The sequence below is a fragment of the Rhizobacter sp. P5_C2 genome, assembly GCF_054049715.1.
This window is the reverse complement of record NZ_JBFULV010000081.1, coordinates 13,081-30,853: the sequence shown is the minus strand read 5'-3', so window position 1 is coordinate 30,853 and position 17,773 is coordinate 13,081. Positions and strand designations below refer to the sequence as shown.

The 17,773-nt window shown below is 68.7% G+C and carries 21 protein-coding genes and 1 pseudogene; 6 read left to right on the top strand and 16 right to left on the bottom strand.

Annotated features, from left to right (window positions below):
* The 3 genes from ACXJLU_RS24660 to ACXJLU_RS24650 form a co-directional block, all read left to right on the top strand.
* On the top strand, nt 1-536 hold a 536-nt coding region (locus tag ACXJLU_RS24660), incomplete at its 5' end, for an archaeosortase/exosortase family protein (RefSeq protein WP_457335521.1).
* The gene (locus tag ACXJLU_RS24655) at nt 520-1,062 is read left to right on the top strand and encodes a hypothetical protein (RefSeq protein ID WP_457335519.1); all 543 of its coding nucleotides are present in this window, start codon (nt 520-522) and stop codon (nt 1,060-1,062) included. The genes ACXJLU_RS24660 and ACXJLU_RS24655, both read left to right, overlap by 17 nt.
* 14 nt (nt 1,063-1,076) lie before the next feature.
* The gene (locus ACXJLU_RS24650; protein ID WP_457335517.1) at nt 1,077-2,357 is read left to right on the top strand and encodes a biosynthetic peptidoglycan transglycosylase; all 1,281 of its coding nucleotides are present in this window, start codon (nt 1,077-1,079) and stop codon (nt 2,355-2,357) included.
* Here the strand turns inward: ACXJLU_RS24650 and ACXJLU_RS24645 are convergent.
* Nucleotides 2,308-3,147: a Rossmann-fold NAD(P)-binding domain-containing protein gene (locus ACXJLU_RS24645; RefSeq protein WP_457335515.1), complete on the bottom strand. Its 840-nt coding sequence runs from the start codon at nt 3,145-3,147 to the stop codon at nt 2,308-2,310. The genes ACXJLU_RS24650 and ACXJLU_RS24645 overlap by 50 nt on opposite strands.
* A gap of 29 nt (nt 3,148-3,176) precedes the next feature.
* Between ACXJLU_RS24645 and ACXJLU_RS24640 the strand changes: the two genes are divergently transcribed.
* Nucleotides 3,177-3,719, top strand: a complete 543-nt coding sequence (locus ACXJLU_RS24640) for a DUF3617 domain-containing protein (protein WP_457335513.1) — start codon at nt 3,177-3,179, stop codon at nt 3,717-3,719.
* Between the two features lie 65 nt (nt 3,720-3,784).
* Here the strand turns inward: ACXJLU_RS24640 and ACXJLU_RS24635 are convergent, their stop codons facing one another.
* The 15 genes from ACXJLU_RS24635 to ACXJLU_RS24565 form a co-directional block, all read right to left on the bottom strand.
* Nucleotides 3,785-4,201 (bottom strand): F0F1 ATP synthase subunit epsilon, encoded by a 417-nt coding sequence (locus tag ACXJLU_RS24635; protein WP_056803885.1) that lies wholly within the window; start codon nt 4,199-4,201, stop codon nt 3,785-3,787.
* A 116-nt stretch (nt 4,202-4,317) separates the two neighbouring features.
* Nucleotides 4,318-5,730 (bottom strand): F0F1 ATP synthase subunit beta, encoded by a 1,413-nt coding sequence (atpD, locus tag ACXJLU_RS24630; protein ID WP_073462493.1) that lies wholly within the window; start codon nt 5,728-5,730, stop codon nt 4,318-4,320.
* Between the two features lie 29 nt (nt 5,731-5,759).
* Complete coding sequence (atpG, locus tag ACXJLU_RS24625; RefSeq protein WP_457335510.1) at nt 5,760-6,629, bottom strand: F0F1 ATP synthase subunit gamma; 870 nt, start codon at nt 6,627-6,629, stop codon at nt 5,760-5,762.
* Nucleotides 6,630-6,677: 48 nt separating this feature from the next.
* On the bottom strand, nt 6,678-8,216 hold the full coding sequence (atpA, locus tag ACXJLU_RS24620) for a F0F1 ATP synthase subunit alpha (protein WP_457335508.1): 1,539 nt from the start codon (nt 8,214-8,216) through the stop codon (nt 6,678-6,680).
* Nucleotides 8,217-8,292: 76 nt separating this feature from the next.
* Entirely contained in the window at nt 8,293-8,826 is a 534-nt protein-coding gene (locus ACXJLU_RS24615; protein ID WP_073462490.1) for a F0F1 ATP synthase subunit delta, read from the bottom strand.
* A 2-nt stretch (nt 8,827-8,828) separates the two neighbouring features.
* Nucleotides 8,829-9,299, bottom strand: a complete 471-nt coding sequence (locus ACXJLU_RS24610) for a F0F1 ATP synthase subunit B (RefSeq protein WP_073462489.1) — start codon at nt 9,297-9,299, stop codon at nt 8,829-8,831.
* Nucleotides 9,300-9,350: 51 nt separating this feature from the next.
* The gene (gene atpE / locus ACXJLU_RS24605) at nt 9,351-9,614 is read right to left on the bottom strand and encodes a F0F1 ATP synthase subunit C (protein WP_047487532.1); all 264 of its coding nucleotides are present in this window, start codon (nt 9,612-9,614) and stop codon (nt 9,351-9,353) included.
* Nucleotides 9,615-9,683: 69 nt separating this feature from the next.
* Entirely contained in the window at nt 9,684-10,529 is an 846-nt protein-coding gene (gene atpB / locus ACXJLU_RS24600) for a F0F1 ATP synthase subunit A (protein WP_457335505.1), read from the bottom strand.
* A gap of 19 nt (nt 10,530-10,548) precedes the next feature.
* The gene (locus ACXJLU_RS24595; RefSeq protein WP_457335503.1) at nt 10,549-11,022 is read right to left on the bottom strand and encodes an ATP synthase subunit I; all 474 of its coding nucleotides are present in this window, start codon (nt 11,020-11,022) and stop codon (nt 10,549-10,551) included.
* A gap of 106 nt (nt 11,023-11,128) precedes the next feature.
* Entirely contained in the window at nt 11,129-12,712 is a 1,584-nt protein-coding gene (locus tag ACXJLU_RS24590; protein ID WP_457335501.1) for a glycerol-3-phosphate dehydrogenase/oxidase, read from the bottom strand.
* A 4-nt stretch (nt 12,713-12,716) separates the two neighbouring features.
* A complete protein-coding gene (locus ACXJLU_RS24585; RefSeq protein WP_457335499.1) occupies nt 12,717-13,625 on the bottom strand; it encodes an SMP-30/gluconolactonase/LRE family protein in 909 nt (302 codons plus the stop codon).
* A 1-nt stretch (nt 13,626) separates the two neighbouring features.
* Nucleotides 13,627-14,487 carry an aldose 1-epimerase gene (locus ACXJLU_RS24580; protein ID WP_457335497.1) on the bottom strand — a complete coding sequence of 287 codons (861 nt, stop codon included), beginning with the start codon at nt 14,485-14,487 and terminating at the stop codon, nt 13,627-13,629.
* 138 nt (nt 14,488-14,625) lie between these two features.
* Entirely contained in the window at nt 14,626-15,441 is an 816-nt protein-coding gene (locus ACXJLU_RS24575) for an HpcH/HpaI aldolase family protein (RefSeq protein ID WP_457335495.1), read from the bottom strand.
* Between the two features lie 19 nt (nt 15,442-15,460).
* Complete coding sequence (locus ACXJLU_RS24570; RefSeq protein WP_457335493.1) at nt 15,461-15,970, bottom strand: GNAT family N-acetyltransferase; 510 nt, start codon at nt 15,968-15,970, stop codon at nt 15,461-15,463.
* 35 nt (nt 15,971-16,005) lie between these two features.
* The gene (locus tag ACXJLU_RS24565) at nt 16,006-16,698 is read right to left on the bottom strand and encodes a cytochrome b/b6 domain-containing protein (protein WP_457335491.1); all 693 of its coding nucleotides are present in this window, start codon (nt 16,696-16,698) and stop codon (nt 16,006-16,008) included.
* Nucleotides 16,699-16,859: 161 nt separating this feature from the next.
* Between ACXJLU_RS24565 and ACXJLU_RS24560 the strand changes: the two are divergent.
* Nucleotides 16,860-17,291, top strand: a pseudogene (locus tag ACXJLU_RS24560) (YciI family protein); the annotation flags it as partial.
* Between the two features lie 18 nt (nt 17,292-17,309).
* Entirely contained in the window at nt 17,310-17,750 is a 441-nt protein-coding gene (locus ACXJLU_RS24555) for a VOC family protein (RefSeq protein WP_255376819.1), read from the top strand.
* Nucleotides 17,751-17,773: the final 23 nt, after the last annotated feature.

The window sequence follows — 17,773 nt, the reverse complement described above, 5'->3', positions numbered from 1 at the left end:
GCGCACTGCTGGCCGCGCTGGCGCTGGCCTGCGGCTGGCGCGCCATCGCACCGTCGGGCCAGGCCACGCTGCCGCTCGCGGGGCTGGCGGTGCTGTCGCTGCCGGTCGTCTCGTCGCTGCAGTTCTACGCCGGCTTCCCGCTGCGGCTGGTGACGGCGCAGTGCAGCACCTGGCTGCTGCAGCTGGCCGGCCGGGCGGCCGAGCGCAGCGGCACCGCGATGCTGGTGGACGGGCAGCTGGTGATCGTCGACGCGCCGTGCTCCGGTGTGCAGATGGTGTGGATGGCGTACTTCTGCGCCTGCACGATGGCCTTGCTGGGTGGGTTGCGCGAACGCAGCTTCCTGCGGCGGCTGCCTGCCGTCGGCGCGCTGGTGCTGGGCGGCAACGTGCTGCGCAACACCGTGCTGGTGGCGCTGGAGTCGCGCGGGCCGCTGGCCGAGGCCTGGCACCAGGGCATCGGGCTCGCGGTGCTGGCGATGGTCTGCACCGCGGTGGCGATGCTGATGCGGGAGGCGGATGATGCTGCGCCGCAATGACCGCAATGGCCTGCGGCACAAGCTGGGCTTCGCGGCGCTGCTGCTGGCCTGCGCGCTGCTGCCGGTGCTCGGCGCGCCGCGTGACCGCACCGGTGCCACGGCGACCGATGCTGCGTTCGAGTGGCCGATCGAGTGGGAAGGCCGCGCGCTGCGCCCGCTGGCGCTGAGCGCCGTCGAGCAGCGCTTTGCCGCGCAGTTCCCGGGCCGCATCGCCCGGCTCACCGACGGTGCGCAGGTGCTGGTGATGCGCGAGGTGCACACGCCGACCCGCATGCTGCACCCGGCCGCCGATTGCTACCGCGGGCTCGGCTACCGCATCGAGCAGGCGCGGCTGGAGCGCGATGACGCGCAGCGTCTGTGGCGCTGCTTCGTCGCCGAGCGCAACGGCCAGCGCACCCGCGTGTGCGAACGGATCGTCGGGGCCGACGGCGCGGCCTTCACCGACGCCTCCAGCTGGTTCTGGGCCGCGCAACTCGGCCAGAGCACCGGCCCGTGGCAGGCGATCACGACAGCGAGGGCATTGTGAAAGCCTGGCAAGCGATGAGCTGGCGAACCAGGGCGGCGCTGTGGATCACCGGCGTGCTGGCCGGCCTGGTGCTCGCGCTGCTGGTCGGCACGTGGGCGATGTTGCGCCTGCTGCGGCCGGTCGACGGCGAGTGGGCGCAGACGCTGCACATCGGCCCGTGGCAGCGCGCGATCAGCATGCCGGCGGTGATCCGGCTCGCGACGCACCCGGTGACCTTGCGTCTGCTCGAAGGCCGCACGGTGCGCACGCCCTTCGGCCGCGTGGCGATCGCACCGGATGGTCCGGATGCCTGGCGAGCCACCTGCGCACCCTGCGCGCTGCGCGGCATCGGCCTGCCCGGCGATGCGGTGCGGCTGACGCGCCTGGTGGTCACGCTGGCGCGCGATGCCGACATGAACCTGCAGGGCGACTTCGCGCTCGGCGAGCCGGCGCATGCGGTGCGCGGCCGCTGGCGCGCGGTGCTGACCTCTCAGCAGCTCGAACTGAGCGCGCAGGGCGACGTGACGCCGATCGCCGATGCGTTCGCGTTGTTCGCGTCGACGATCCCCGAGTTGCCGCGCGCCCAGGTCGACGGGCTGATGCGTTTCGACCTGCGGCTGCGCCTGCCCGGGCGAACTCTGGAGTTCCGCCCGCGGCTCGACGGCTTTCGCGTCGCCGGGCTGGGCACCGAGGCGCTGCTGAATGCGGCGCCGAACTGTGGCGCCGACGGCGCGGTGCCGGCCGGCGGCTTCGGCACCTGGCTGCCGCGCGCGGTGATCGCCGCCGAGGACCAGCGCTTCCACGAGCACCCGGGCTACGACCTCGACGAGATCGGCAACGCGCTGTCGTTCGAACCGCAGCGCGGCGCGAGCACCTTGTCGCAGCAGCTCGCGCGGCTGGTCTACACCGGCGGCGCGCGCGGCCATGCACGCAAGCTGCGCGAGCTGCTGTATGCCGTCGAGCTGGACCGCACGCTCGGCAAGGCGCGCGTGATGCACCTCTACCTGTCGCTGGTGCCGTGGGGCCAGGGCCGCTGCGGTGCGCATGCGGCGGCGGCACAGCTGCTGCACAAGCGCGTCGATCGGTTGACGCCGGCCGAGGCCGCGTGGCTGGCCAGCCTGCTGCACAACCCCGACCTGGAGCTCGCGCGCTTCGATGCGCGCGGCGAGGTCAATGCGGCGCGCGTGCGCTGGGTGCTGTCGCAGATGCGGCCGCTGCCGCGCACGCCGAAGCCGCCGGCGCGCAACGCCGAGCCGGCGCCGGACGCTACGGCCGCGCCGATTCAACAGGCGTTGGCGCTGGCGCTCGCCCGTTGAGCCAGGCGTGCGCGAGGCCGGCGATGTCGTCGGTCTGCGCAGCCTCCCAGACCGTTTCCGGCGGTACGACGCGCGTGCCGGGCGGACTCGACGCGAGGCCGGCCGCGAGCTGCGCCGCGAACTGCGCGACCTTCTGCGCGCGCACCGGCCGGTCGCGCTGCGGCACCATCAGCTGCAGCTGCGACAGCATCCAGTGCGCCAGCCGCTGCGCCGGGTGGCTGATGCGCTCGTGCGCGCCGGCCTGCGCGGTGCGCATGAACACCAGGTGCTCGAAGCCGAGCGCCGCGACCGCATGCTCGTCGAGGTTGGCCAGCCCGCGCTTCAGCGCATCGGGCAGGCTCGCCATCGTGTGCGGCATCACCACCAGCAGGTGGCGCACGCCACGTGCGTGCCATTGCGCCGCGATGGCGGGCAGCTCGGTCGGTTCGGGCCGGTAGAACGCCAGCTCGCGGCCGTTGGCGTGGCGCTCGCGGTCGAACACGATGACGCCGACCTGCTCGTCACCCGGCGGCAACGCGGTGCCCTCGGGCCACAGCAGCGCGTGCAGGCCGCGCAACGCGGCGCGCGTCGGCTGCGTGACGAGCACGCTGACCGGCGCGAACGCGCGCACCGACAGCAGGCTTTCGAGCAAGGCCGAGCCGAGCGGTCCACCGCCGCCGGCCACCAGTGCGCGTTGCAACGCGGTGTTCTTGCGCGGCGCGGGCGCATGGCCGGCACGCAGGGCTTCATCGATCAGCGACATCGCCGCAGTATCGGGCCACTTGGTGGGGCGCACGCCGCGTGCCATCATCCGCTCACCTTCCGCGTCAGGAGACCGCCATGCGCCGCTTCCGCCTTGCTGCGTCACTGGGCCTGCTGTTGTCCTGCCTCGCCACCGCGGTGCAGGCGCAGAACGCGCCACCGATCAAGCCGGGGCTGTGGGAGGTGCACAGCGAGCGCCTCGTCAACGGCCAGCCGATGCCCGACATGGCACAGCGCATGAAGGACATGCCGCCCGAGGCGCGGGCCCGCATGGAGGCGGCGATGAAAGCGCGGGGCGGCCCGAATGGCGGCATGAAGATCTGCCACACGAAGGAATCGCTCGACCAGGGCCGCTGGCAAGAGGCCCAGACGCGCTGCAAGACCGATGTCGGCTCGCGCAGCGGCAGCGTCTGGAAGTGGCATTCGAGCTGCGGTGAGCCGATGGCGTCGGAAACCGACGGCGAGGTCACCTTCACCAGCCCCGAGAGCTACGCGGTGAAGACCTCGACGACGATGACGATGAAGGGCCAGGCCCGCAGCGCGCAGATGACGATGACGGCGAAGTGGCTGGGCAGCGACTGCGGCGCGGTGAAGCCGTTCACGGCGCCGGCCAAGCCCTGAAAGACCCTTGAAAGACAAAACCCGCCGAGCTTGCGCCGGGCGGGTTCGTCGTGAGGCTGTGGGCCTTATTTCTTGCGGTACTTGCGCAGCGCGGCGATCTGGGCGGCCAGCGCCACCAGTTCGTTCTGCGCCTTGGCCAGGTCGAGGTCGCTCTTCGCGTTCTTGACGGCCTCTTCGGCGATCTTCTTCGCTTCGGCGGCCTTGGCCTCGTCCAGGTCCTTGCCGCGGATCGCGGTGTCGGCCAGCACGGTGACCCGGCCCGGCTGCACTTCGAGAATGCCGCCGGCCACGAACACGAACTCTTCCTCGCCGGTGTCAGCGCGCTGGATGCGCACCGCGCCCGGCCGGATGCGGGTGATCAGCGGCGTGTGGCGGGGCAGGATGCCCAGCTCGCCGTTCTCACCCGGCAGCGCCACGAACTTCGCCTCGCCGGAGAAGATGGCTTCCTCGGCAGAGACGACGTCGACATGCAAGGTTGCCATGCGATTTCCTTTGATTCAGTTTGGCCCCGTGACCCAGCGGCCTCCGTGGAACCGGCTTTGCCGGGCCACTGGAGGTGCCCCCTGGGGGGAGGCGCGAAGCGCCTCGGGGGGGTGGATCATTGAATGGTCTTGGCTTTGGCGATCGCTTCGTCGATCGTGCCGACCATGTAGAAGGCCTGCTCGGGAAGGCTGTCGCACTCGCCGTTGACGATCATCTTGAAGCCGCGGATGGTTTCCTTCAGCGGCACGTACTTGCCCGGCGAGCCGGTGAAGACTTCGGCCACGTGGAAAGGCTGGCTCAGGAAGCGCTGGATCTTGCGGGCACGGGCCACGGCCAGCTTGTCTTCAGGGGCCAGTTCGTCCATGCCCAGGATCGCGATGATGTCGCGCAGTTCCTTGTAGCGCTGCAGCGTGCCTTGCACCGCACGGGCGACGCCGTAGTGCTCTTCGCCGACCACGTTCGGGTCGAGCTGGCGGCTGGTCGAATCGAGCGGGTCCACGGCCGGGTAGATGCCCAGCGACGCGATGTCGCGCGACAGCACCACGGTCGAGTCCAAGTGGGCGAAGGTCGTGGCCGGCGACGGGTCGGTCAGGTCATCCGCAGGAACGTACACGGCCTGGATCGAGGTGATCGAGCCGACCTTGGTCGACGTGATGCGCTCTTGCAGGCGGCCCATTTCCTCGGCCAGCGTCGGCTGGTAGCCCACGGCCGACGGCATGCGGCCCAGCAGTGCCGACACTTCGGTACCTGCCAGCGTGTAGCGGTAGATGTTGTCGACGAAGAACAGCACGTCCTTGCCTTCGTCGCGGAACGACTCGGCGATCGTCAGGCCGGTCAGCGCGACGCGCAGGCGGTTGCCCGGCGGCTCGTTCATCTGGCCGTAGACCATCGCGACCTTCGACTCGGGCAGGTTCTCCAGGTTCACGACGCCGGAGTCGGCCATCTCGTGATAGAAGTCGTTGCCTTCGCGGGTGCGCTCGCCGACACCAGCGAACACCGACAGGCCCGAGTGCGCCTTCGCGATGTTGTTGATCAGCTCCATCATGTTGACGGTCTTGCCGACGCCGGCACCACCGAACAGGCCCACCTTGCCGCCCTTGGCGAACGGGCACACCAGGTCGATCACCTTGATGCCGGTTTCGAGCAGGTCTTGCGACGGGCTCAGTTCGTCATAGGCCGGCGGCTTGCGGTGGATCGACGCAGTGAGTTCCTGGTCGACCGGACCGCGTTCGTCGATGGGCGCGCCCAGCACGTCCATGATGCGGCCGAGCGTGGCACGACCGACCGGCACCATGATCGGCTTGGCGGTGTTCTTCACCGTCAGGCCGCGGCGCAGGCCGTCGGACGAGCCCAGCGCAATCGTGCGCACCACGCCGTCGCCCAGCTGCTGCTGCACTTCCAGCGTCAGGTTCGAGCCTTCCATCTTCAGCGCGTCATAGATCCGGGGCATGGCGTTGCGCGGGAACTCCACGTCCACCACCGCGCCGATGCACTGAACGATCTTGCCTTCTGCAGAAACCGAAGCCATGTTCTTTCCTTTGAATCAAATCTTCTGGGTCAGACCGCTGCCGCACCGGCAACGATCTCGGACAGTTCTTTGGTGATCGCCGCCTGGCGGGTCTTGTTGTAGACCAGCTTCAGCTCGCCGATGACGCTGCCGGCGTTGTCGGTCGCCGACTTCATCGCCACCATGCGCGCCGATTGCTCGGACGCCATGTTCTCGGCCACCGCCTGGTAGACCAGGGCTTCGGTGTAGCGCACCAGCAGCTCGTTGATCACCGTCGGCGCGTCGGGCTCGTACAGGTAATCCCAGCCGTGCGTGCCCTTGTCGACCACCATGCTGTCGGCCGCCAGCGGCAACAGCTGCAACACCACCGGCTCCTGCTTCATCGTGTTGATGAAACGCGTGTAGCACAGGAACACCTGCTTCAGCTTGCCCTCGGCGTACGCGTCGAACAGCACCTTGACGGGGCCGATCAGCTTGTCGAGGTGCGGCTTGTCGCCCAGCTGCGTCGCCTGCGACACCACCTTGGCGCCGATGCGGTTCAGGAAGCCCAGGCCCTTGTTGCCGATGGCAACCGCCTCGGCACCCAGGCCCTGCGCTTCCAGCTCGCGCAGCTTGCCGGTGACGGCGCGCAGCACGTTGGTGTTCAGGCCGCCGCACAGGCCCTTGTCGGTGGACACGACGATGAAGCCGACCGTCTTGGCGCCGTCGTTGGCGACCATGAACGGGTGCTTGTACTCGGGCGTGGCCGTCGACAGGTTGGCCGCCAGGTTGCGGATCTTCTCGGCGTACGGACGCGCATGGCGCATGCGGTCCTGCGCCTTGCGCATCTTGGAGGCGGCAACCATCTCCATGGCCTTGGTGATCTTCTTGGTGTTCTCCACCGATTTGATCTTGCCGCGTATTTCCTTGCCTGCTGCCATCAGCGAACTCCTATGGTTTTCCGGTCACCCGAAGGTGACAGGGGTTCTTCAGGCGAAGCTCTTCTTGAAGGCCGTGACGGCTGCGGACAATTCGGCTTCCGCTTCCTTGTCGAGCTGCTTGCTGTCTTCGATCTTCTTCAGCAGGGCTGCGTGGCTGCTCTTCAGGAACTGGTGCAGGCCGGCTTCGAAGGCCAGGATCTTCTTGACCTCCACGTCGTCCATGAAACCCTTGTTGACGGCGAACAGTGTCGCGCCCATCAGGCTGATCGACAGCGGCGAGTACTGCGCCTGCTTCAGCAGTTCGGTCACGCGGGCACCGCGGTCGAGCTGCTTGCGGGTGGCGTCGTCGAGGTCGGAGGCGAACTGCGCGAACGCCGCCAGCTCGCGGTACTGCGCCAGGTCGGTACGGATGCCGCCGGACTGGCTCTTGATGATCTTGGTCTGCGCCGACGAGCCGACGCGCGACACCGAGATGCCGGCGTTGATCGCGGGGCGGATGCCGGCGTTGAACAGCGAGGTTTCCAGGAAGATCTGGCCGTCGGTGATCGAGATCACGTTGGTCGGCACGAACGCGGACACGTCGCCGGCCTGCGTCTCGATGATCGGCAGCGCGGTCAGCGAGCCGGTCCGGCCCTTGACTTCACCCTTGGTGAAGGCTTCGACGTAGTCGGCGTTGACGCGGGCGGCGCGCTCGAGCAGGCGGCTGTGCAGGTAGAACACGTCGCCCGGGTAGGCTTCGCGGCCCGGCGGGCGGCGCAGCAGCAGCGAGACCTGGCGGTAGGCGACGGCCTGCTTGGACAGGTCGTCATAGACGATCAGCGCGTCTTGCCCGCGGTCGCGGAAGTACTCGCCCATCGTGCAGCCGGAGTAGGCCGACACGTACTGCATCGCGGCCGATTCGGCAGCCGATGCGGCGACGACGATGGTGTAGTCCATCGCGCCGTGGGCTTCGAGCGAGCGCACCACGTTCTTGATCGACGACGCCTTCTGGCCGATCGCAACGTAGATGCAGGTCATGTTCTGACCCTTCTGGTTGATGATCGCGTCGATCGCGACGGCGGTCTTGCCGGTCTGGCGGTCGCCGATGATCAGTTCGCGCTGGCCGCGGCCGACCGGCACCATCGAGTCGATGGACTTCAGGCCGGTCTGCATCGGCTGGTCGACCGACTTGCGGGCGATCACGCCCGGGGCGATCTTCTCGATCGGGGCCTGCAGCTTCGCGTTGACGGGACCCTTGCCGTCGATCGGCTGGCCCAGCGCGTTGACGACGCGGCCGATGAGCTCGGGGCCGACCGGCACTTCGAGGATGCGGCCGGTGCACTTGACCGTGTCGCCTTCGGAGATGTGCTCGTACTCACCCAGAATCACCGCGCCGACGGAGTCGCGCTCGAGGTTCAGCGCCAGGCCGAAGGTGTTGCCGGGGAACTCCAGCATTTCGCCTTGCATCACGTCCGACAGGCCGTGGATGCGGCAGATGCCGTCGGTCACCGACACCACGGTGCCCTGGTTGCGAATGTCGGTCGAACCGGCCAGGCCCTCGATGCGGGACTTGATCAGTTCGGAAATTTCTGCGGGATTCAGTTGCATTGCTTTCTCCGGTCCGCGGCACGCTGGCCTGCAGGTTGGAATGCTGTCGCCTGCGGCGGACAACCCTTGCGGGTCGTCACGCCGTGAGCGCCACCTTCATTTGTTCGAGACGGGCCTTGACCGAGGTGTCGAGCACCTCGTCGCCGACCACCACGCGGATGCCACCGATCAGTTCGGGCTCGACCTGCACGCTGGCCGTCAGCTTGCGGCCGAAGCGCTTCTCGAGCGACGCGACCACCGCCGTCAGCTGGGCCGCATCGATCGGGAAGGCGCTGTAGACGGTGGCGTCCGAGACGCCCGAGCGTTCGCTGACCAACGCATGGAACTGCACCGCCACTTCGGGCAGCGCGGCCAGGCGGCCGTTCTCGATGATCGCGCGCAGCAGGTTGCGCGTGGCGTCCGACAGCGGCGACTTGACGACCGAGGTGATCACGTCGAACACCTGGTCGACGGTCGCCTTCGGGTTGTCGGCGTACTGGCGCATCTGCGCGTTCGCGGCGACGGCCGCGATCGCGTCGAGCTGCTCGGAGGCCTGCTTCAGGTCACCCTTGCCGGCGACCTGGAACAGCGCTTCCGCGTACGGGCGGGCGATGGTAGCGAGCTCGGCCATGGTCAGAGTTCCGTCTTCAGGCGGTTCAACAGGTCGGCGTGGACGCCGGCGTTGACTTCCTTGCGGAGGATCTGCTCGGCACCCTTGACGGCCAGTGCGGCGACCTGCTCGCGCAGCGCCTCGCGGGCCTTCAGCGATTCCTGTGCAGCTTCGGCCTTGGCGGCGGCGACGATCTTCGCGCCCTCTTCGCTGGCGCGGGTCTTGGCCTCTTCGACCATGGCCTGGGCCAGGCGCTCGGCATCGGCCAGGCGCTGAGCGGTTTCGTTGCGAGCGGCAGAGAGCTGCTCTTCGACGCGGCGGTTGGCGGCGCTCAGGTCGGCTTTCGCCTTGTCGGCGGCCGACAGGCCGTCGGCGATCTTCTGCGCACGCTCGTCGAGTGCCTTCACGATGGGCGGCCACACGAATTTCATCGTGAACCCGACCAGGATCAAGAACACGATCAACTGCGCGATCAGCGTAGCGTTGATGCTCACGTTGTTGCCTCTGGAACTAGAGAGAGAGGGGCTCCGGTGATCCGGCGCGGCTTACTTCGGCAGGTTGGCGATCTGGGCCAGGAACGGGTTGGCGGTGGCGAACCACAGCGCGATACCGGTGCCGATGATGAAGGCCGCGTCGATCAGGCCGGCCAGCAGGAACATCTTGGTCTGCAGCTCGTTCATCAGCTCGGGCTGGCGGGCGGCCGACTCGAGGTACTTGCTGCCCATGATGCCGATGCCGATGCAGGCGCCGACGGCACCCAGACCGATGATGAGGCCGGCGGCGAGGGCAACAAAGCTAATGACTTCCATGGTGACTCCTGTTTAGGTTTGGTAGAAAAAAAACGAACGAAAGAAGAAAGAACGACCTGCCGCGAAAGATCAGTGGTGATCGTGCGCCTGGCCCACGTAGACGAGGGTCAGCATCATGAAGACGAAGGCCTGCAGCGTGATGATCAGGATGTGGAAGATGGTCCACACCGAGCCTGCCAGGATGTGCAGCAGGAACAACGCGATGCCGGTACCCGACAGGCTCCAGGCACCGCCCAGCAGCGCGATCAGCATGAAGATCAGTTCGCCGGCGTACATGTTGCCGAACAACCGCATGCCGTGCGAGACGGTCTTGGCGACGAACTCGATCACCTGCATCGCGAAGTTGACCGGGTACAGGAACCACTTGTCGCCGAACGGGGCCGAGAACAGCTCGTGCACCCAGCCGCCGGCGCCCTTGATCTTGACGTTGTAGAACAAGCAGACCAGCAGCACGCCGAGCGACAGGCCCATCGTGATGGACAGGTCGGCGGTCGGCACGACGCGCAGGAACGGCAGGTTGACGGTGTGCGCGTTGACCCACGGCAGGAAGTCGACCGGCAGCATGTCCATCGCGTTCAGCAGGAAGATCCACACGAACACGGTCAGCGCGAGCGGCGCGACCATCTTGCGGCTCTGCGCGTTGTGGACGATGCCCTTGGCCTGGCTGTCGACCATCTCGACCAGGATCTCGACGGCGGCCTGGAAGCGGCCCGGGCGGCCCGAGGTGGCCTTGCGCGCGGCCAGCCACAGCAGCCAGCAGCCGAGCGCGCCGAGCACGACGGTGAAGAACACCGAATCGAGGTTGATCACCGAGAAGTCGACGACCCCTTCCTGGTGCTTGTTCTGCAGATGGTGCAGGTGGTGAATGATGTATTCACCGGCGCTTGGGGCGTGCTCTTGGCCTTCGGTCGTCATTCGTGAAACCCTGTATCCATCAGCGGCGGCGCCACAGCAGCGCCAGCCAGTTCACCTTCATGCACACCACCATCGTGACCAGCAGCACTGGCCAACTGAGGTTGGGCACAACTTTTGCTGCAATCACCAGCATCGCGATGGCAACTGCAATCTTCAACATTTCCCAGAACATGAAGCCGACGGCCGCAGCCATCGCGTTTCGTGTCCCGCGTGTCATTCCCCTGGCGAGCAATGCCGCCGGAAGAACAACCGCCGCCGCGCCGTACAACGCCGACCAGGCAGCACCAGATCCTTGTCCCGTCAGTTGCGTCACGACGACCGCGATGGCCGTGCAAAGCAAACCCGCCACCGCCTGCACCGCCACCACCCTCCAGGGCGATACCTGGGGAATTCGTCCTCGCAAGGCCTGAGCTTCTTCACGCGTCAGGGTCTTGAAAGGCTGGTCGTCGATGCCATCTTCTGAGGCTCTGCCACGGTCGAGGGGTTCGGTCATGGCGGAGAAGACAGTCGTCAGCAGCAAAGCCTCGGGATTATATGGGCAAAGACCCGCATCCCCTGACACACCCCGACACAGGCCGCGGACATCCAGGGCACATCGACTATGGCAGTTCGAGGTAGCGGGCCGCCAGCGCCTCGAAGGCGCCGACCGATGCCGCTTCGTTGAAGTCCGCTCCCAATTCGTCGCGCATCAGGCGGCCGACCTCGGGGGCGACGCGCAACGCTTCGCGCGCATCCAGGAACAGCAGGCGGCAACGCCGCGCCAGCACGTCTTCGACCGAGCGGGCCATCTCGATGCGCACCGCGAAGCGCACCATCGCCTCGCTCAGGCCGCCGTCGCCGTCGCGCCACAGCCAGTGGTCGGCGCCGGGCAGCGCGCGCAGCGCCGGCAGGTCGGTGCCGTAGCGCGCTTCGCCGGGGCTGCGCGTCAGTGACACCGAGGACTCGGCCGGCGCGCCCGCCAGCGGCAGCCGCACCGTGACGCCCGCCGGCCGCGCCGGCAGCAGCGCGGCGTCGGCACAGCGTGCAAGCACGTCCTCGGCCATCGCGCGGTAGGTGGTCCACTTGCCGCCGGTCACGGTGACCAGGCCTGAGCGGCCGACGATCACGGTGTGCTCGCGCGACAAGGCCTTGGTGTTGCCACCGTCGTCTTCCGGCGGCTTGACGAGCGGGCGCAGCCCGACCCACACCGAGCGCACGTCGGCCCGCGTCGGGGCGCGACTCAGGTAGCGGCCCGCCTCGCGCAGGATGAACTCGACCTCGTCGTGGAACGGCGCCGGCTCGGCCGCCAAATCATCGCGTGGCGTGTCGGTGGTGCCGAGCAGCGTCTTGCCGAGCCAGGGCACGGCGAACAGCACGCGGCCATCGGCAGTCTTCGGGATCAGCAGCGCGTGGTCGCCCGGCAGGAAGCTGCGGTCGACGACCAGGTGCACGCCTTGGCTGGGCGCCACCATCGGCGCGCGGGCGGGCGTGCCGGGTTCGCGGTCGAGATCGCGGATCTCGTCGACCCACACGCCGGCGGCGTTGACCACGCAGGCGGCGCGCACGGTGAAGCGTTCGCCGCGCTCGCGGTCGTGCGCCAGCAGGCCGGTCACGCGGCCGCCTTCGCGCAGCAGGCCGTCGACCCGGCAGTGGTTGACGACGCAGGCGCCGCGCGCGACGGCGGTGCGGGCCAGCGCGATCGCGAGCCGCGCGTCATCGAACTGGCCGTCCCAGTACTTGACGCCGCCGTGCAGGCCCTCGGGGCGCACCGTGGGCAGCAGCGCGCGCGTCTGCGCGGTCGACAGCAGCTGCGTGTCGCCCAGCCCGCGCCGGCCGGCCAGCGCGTCGTAGAGCTTCAGCCCGATGCCGTAGAACCAGCGTTCCCACCAGCGGTAGCCCGGCATCACGAAGGCGAGCGGCTGCGCGAGGTGGGGCGCGTTCGCGAGCAGCGTCGCGCGCTCGTGCAAGGCCTCGCGCACCAGCGCCACGTTGCCCTGGGCGAGGTAGCGCACGCCGCCGTGCACCAGCTTGGTCGCGCGCGACGAGGTGCCTTTCGCGAAGTCCTCGCCTTCGAGCAGCACGACGTGGAAGCCGCGCGCCGCCGCGTCGAGCGCGACGCCCAGGCCGGTCGCGCCGCCGCCGATCACCGCCAAGTCCCATGGCGTGGCGTCGCGCAGGCGCGCGAGCTGCTCATCCCGATTCATGGCTTCAGCCGAAGAGCGTCGCCGGCAGGCCGGCGACGTCGACCCGGAACGCCAGCACGCGGCCGGCCAGCGGCTGCCGCGCCAGTTCGTCGGCCGGGCGCTTCTCGCGCGAGGTCGTCACGTACAGCGTCTTCAGGTCGGCGCCGCCGAAGCACGGCATCGTCGCGCAGCGCACCGGCAGCGCCAGTGAGGCGAGCACCTCGCCGGCGGGCGACAGGCGCAGCAGCCGCTGGCCCTCGAACATCGCCGACCAGTACGCGCCTTCGCTGTCGACCGCCGCGCCGTCGGGCCGGCCACCATAGGTGGCGAGGTCCTGCTCCGGTTGCTTCAACGGGAAGCGCGCGAACACGCGGCGCGGGCCGGGCTGGCCGCTCGCGCCGTCGAAGTCCATCGCGAACACGGTGTGCGAGGTGGTGTCGCTCCAGTACATCGTGCGGCCATCGGGGCTCCACGCGAGGCCGTTCGACACCGTCACGTCGTCGGCGACGCGCTGCAGCGTGCCGCCGCTGAAGCAGTACAGCGCCGCGAGCGCCGGCTTGCGCGGCTCGTAGATCGTGCCGACCCAGAAGCGGCCTTGCGGATCGCACTTGCCGTCGTTGAAGCGTTCGAGCGCGGTGTCGTACGGCGCGGCGGCGAGCGGCGTGCGCTCGCCGCTGCGGGTGTCGAAGCGCCACAGCCCGTCGCGCATCGCCAGCAGCATGCCGCCGTCGCGCATCGCGGCGCAGCTCGCGACCTCGGTCGCGAAGCTCCAGTGCGCATGCTGGCCGCTCGCCGGATCGAAGCGGTTCAGCGCGAAGCCGGCGATGTCGCACCAGTAGAGCGCCTGCTCGACCGGGTGCCACAGCGGCGATTCGCCGAGCACCGAGGCCGGTGCGGGCAAGGGCTCGTGCACGTCAGGGGTCAGGTCGCCCATCTCAGACCGGGGACACGTCGATCTTCATCCACGCGTCCAGGCTCTCGCCCGGTTGCAGCGTGCGCAGGCCGTGCGCTGCCGGATCGGCCATGTGGATCGCGTTGCTGACGTGGCTGACCGGTTCGACGCAGTAGTACGGCTTCTCGGCCGGCGTGTAGACGACGAGGTAGGGCAGCGACGACGTGACCTGCATCGAGAACTTCTCGTCGCGGATGCGTGCCGGGCCGGTCCAGCCTTCGAAGCAGTTGTCGAAGCCGAGGTGCGACACGTCGCCGTCGATGCCCGGCTGCGGATGCTTGCGCACCGGCAGCTGCGTGGCGTCGGAATCCCAGCGGTCGGACAGGTCGATGTGCAGCCGGCTGCGCTCGCGGCGGTGGAAATACGGATGCCAGCCGACACCGGCCGGCTGCGCGGCGTCGTGCGTGTTGGTCAGCACCAGCTGCACGCCGCATTGCGACGGCGTCAGCGTGAAGTACTGCTTCACGTCGAACGGGAACGGCCAGTGCTCGTCGGGCACGTGGGCGTAGCCCAGCACCAGCTCGGTCGCGCTGGTGGAGAGCACCTCCCAGGCGCGCTGCCACGCCACGCCATGCAGCGAATGCGGGCTGTCGTCGAAGTTCGGCGCGGTGGTGTAGTCCTTGCCCTTCCAGCGGAAGCGCCGGTAGCCGAGGCGGTTGGAGTACGGCACCATCGGATAGCTGCCGCCCAGGCGCGGGGACTGCAGGTCGCCCGGTTCGGTGGATCTCAGGATGGGTTGGTCGCGATGCCACAGGCCGGCGATGGTGCCGCCCAGGTCGGGGCGGACGGCCAGGCGCAGGGCGCCGGCATGCAATTCAAAGCTGTTGTTCGACGATCCAGTCATTGGCCTTCCCGGCAAGGGTGGAACACAAGGCGCCTCGTGGCGCCCGGGATGGCGGCAATGCTACGCCGGTACCGCGACGAAACCGGCCGAGTCCGCCGCTTCTTTCTGGGGGTGGCGGGCCCGCGTCTTCAGGGTATGTCAGTACGCGGCCTCGGCGCGCGTGCCGCTCGCGAGCGTGTGCACATGCTCGGTGTCGCGCGTGCGCAGCGCGGCCAGCGCGGCCTGCGCGCCGCGCATCATCAGCCCGAGGTCGGACGCGATCGCGACGAAATCGAAGCCGGCGGCACGGTACTGTGCGACCACCTCCGGCGTGCCGCCGACGGTGCCGACCGGCTTGCCGATCGCCTTGCAGCGCTGCACGCCCTGCGACATCAGGTCGAGCACGGCCGGGTGCATCGGCTGGCCGACGTGGCCCATCGTGGCCGACAGATCGGCCGGGCCGAGGAAGATCGCATCGACCCCCGGCACCGCGGCGATCGCCTCGAGCTGCTGGATGGCGGCCGGCGTCTCGAGCTGGATGATCGCGCCGATGTGCTGGTTGGCCGTGGTCGCATGGTTGGCGATGGTGCCGAAGCGCGAGCCGCGGTTGATGCCGGCCATGCCGCGCATGCCGTCGGGCGGGTAGCGCGTCGCGGCGATCGCGCGGCGTGCCTCGTCGGCATCCTGCACGAAAGGAAACAGCAGCGTCGACGCGCCCGCGTCCAGCACGCGCTTGACCACCACCGCGTCGTTCCACGGCACGCGCACCACCGGCAGCATCTTGGTCGACGACACCGCCTGCAGCAGGTGCACCAGGTCCATCAGGTCGAGCGGCGAATGCTCCATGTCGAGCACGCCCCAGTCGAAGCCGGCGCAGCCCATCGCCTCGGCGACGATCGGGCTGCCCGACGAGATCCACGTGCCGATCGGCGGGTGCGCTCCGGAAGAGCCGAGCAACTGGCGGAACGCATTCATGGGATCTCCTTGATCGTCGCTAGTAGGTCGAGGTCTGCCAGTCGAGCGCCACCTTCAGGTAGTGCGCGCCGGGGATCGGGTTGAAGTAGTACGGCGGGATTTCCTCGAAGCCGAGCGACGCGTACAGGCCGCGCGCGGTTTCCATGTCGTCGAGCGTGTCCAGCAGCATCGACGAGTAGCCGGCACGGCGCGCCTCGTCCATCAGCGCCTGCGCGAGCACGCGGCCCAGGCCGAAGCGGCGGAACGCCGGCCGCACGAACAGGCGCTTCATCTCGCAGGCGTTCGCGTAGTCGGCGTCGGGCAGCCCGCGGATCGCGCCGCAACCGGCCACCGCGCCGTCGACCATCGCGAGCAGCAGGTGGCCGCCGGGCGACGCGTAGTCGCCGGGCAGGCGGGCGAGTTCGTTCTCGAAATCCTGGAAGCACAGGTCAATGCCCAGGCTGTCCGCGTACTCGCGCATGATGGCGCGCGTGGCGTCGAGCAACTCCGGCGTGTCGGGGGCGACCAGTTCGATGACGGGCGTGTCCATGCAGGGGTCGAGTGTAGGCATCCCGGCCCGGCTTGTCAGGTGCGCAGGCTCCAGACCCAGCCGGCCACCCCGGCGCAGGCGAGCAGCAGCACCAGCGCGAGCAGGCGCGTGACCGGGGTGTCGCGCGACGCCGGCGTGTCATCCGACAAGGCCTTGTCGCCGCGCAGCATCGCGCCGGTCAGGTTGTTGCCGCGCTTGAGCAGGTAGAACAGGATGGCCGCGATGTGCAGCAGCACCAGCGTGTAGATCAGCCACTGGCCCCAGCTCTTGTGCCACGAGGTGGCCAGGCTGCTGGTGGCGCCGCTGACGAATCGGATCAGCGGCCCGGTGGTCGAGATCTCGTCGTCGGACACCAGCCCGCTCGCGACCTGCAGCCCGAGGATCGTGAGCATCGCGAACACCGACAGCGCGCCGCTCGGGCTGTGGCCGACCTCCAGCCATTCATCGCGCCGGCTCTGGCCGCGCAGGTGGCGCAGCAGCGTGGCCGGCGCATGGATGAAGCTCGCGAAACGCGACCAGCGCCCGCCGACGAAGCCCCACAGCAGGCGGAAGGCGAGCAGCGTGAACACCATCAGGCCGAAGCGAAGGTGCCATTCCATCGCGTTGCCGCCGACCTTGGCGCTGACCACCGAGCCGACGATGCAGATCACGAGCAGCCAGTGGAACAGCCGGGTCGGCAGGTCCCAGACACGCACCGGGGTCGTCGGCAGGTTCGGTTCGATCGGCATGGCGTGGCGCGGCCGCGGCGGCCGGGAATGATGGGCAGGCGCAAAGATAACCCGGGCGCTGTCGCGGTTACAAAAAAGAAGGGGCAGCATGTCGATTCCCGCCGCTGCGGCGCGTCGCAGCCATGAAGCCGTCGCTTCCCATTCATCCAAGGAGATCCAGCATGCGATTCATGATCCTGATCAAGGCCGACAAGAACTCCGAAGCCGGCGTGATGCCCGACACCCAACTGCTCGAGGCCATGGGGCAGTTCAACGAAGAGCTCGTGAAGGCCGGCGTGATGCAGGCCGGCGAAGGGCTGCAGCCGAGTTCGAAGGGCGCGCGGGTGCGCTTCCAGGGGCGCGAGCGCAGCGTCATCAACGGCCCGTTCGCCGGCGACAAGGGGCTGATCGCCGGCTTCTGGCTCTGGAAGCTGAACTCGCTCGACGAGGCGATCGCCTGGGTCAAGCGCTGCCCGAGCCCGATGGGCGAGTCGTCGGAGATCGAGATCCGTCAGGTCTTCGAAGCCGAGGACTTCGGCGCCGAGTTCACGCCCGAGCTGCGCGAGCAGGAAGACCGCTTGCGCGCGCAGATCGAGTCGACGCAGGCGAAACCCAGCGCGGCAGTCAACCCGGTGCCGCCTGCCACCGGCAGCACGCCCTACCTCGTGATCAAGGGCGCGAAGGACGCGATCGCCTGGTACCAGAAGGTGTTCGGCGCGCAGGTGGTGATGCAGATGGACGCGCCCGACGGCAAGACGATGCATGCCGAACTGCAGGTGGGTACCGCGAAGTTCATGCTGACCGAGGAGCGGGCGGAGCACCAAGCGCTGAGCCCGCTGACGCTGGGCGGCTCGTCGAGCTCGGCACTGCTGTACGTGCCCGACACCGATGCGATCGTCAACCAGGCGGTGGCCGCGGGCGCACGGGTCACGATGCCGGTGGCCGACCAGTTCTGGGGCGACCGCAGCGGCCATCTGATCGACCCGTTCGGCCACCAGTGGTTCATCTCGACCCACAAGGAAGATCTGACGCCGCAGCAGGTGAGCGAGCGCCTTCAGAAGATGTTCGGCTGATCCGCCGGAATGCCCCGTCGGTC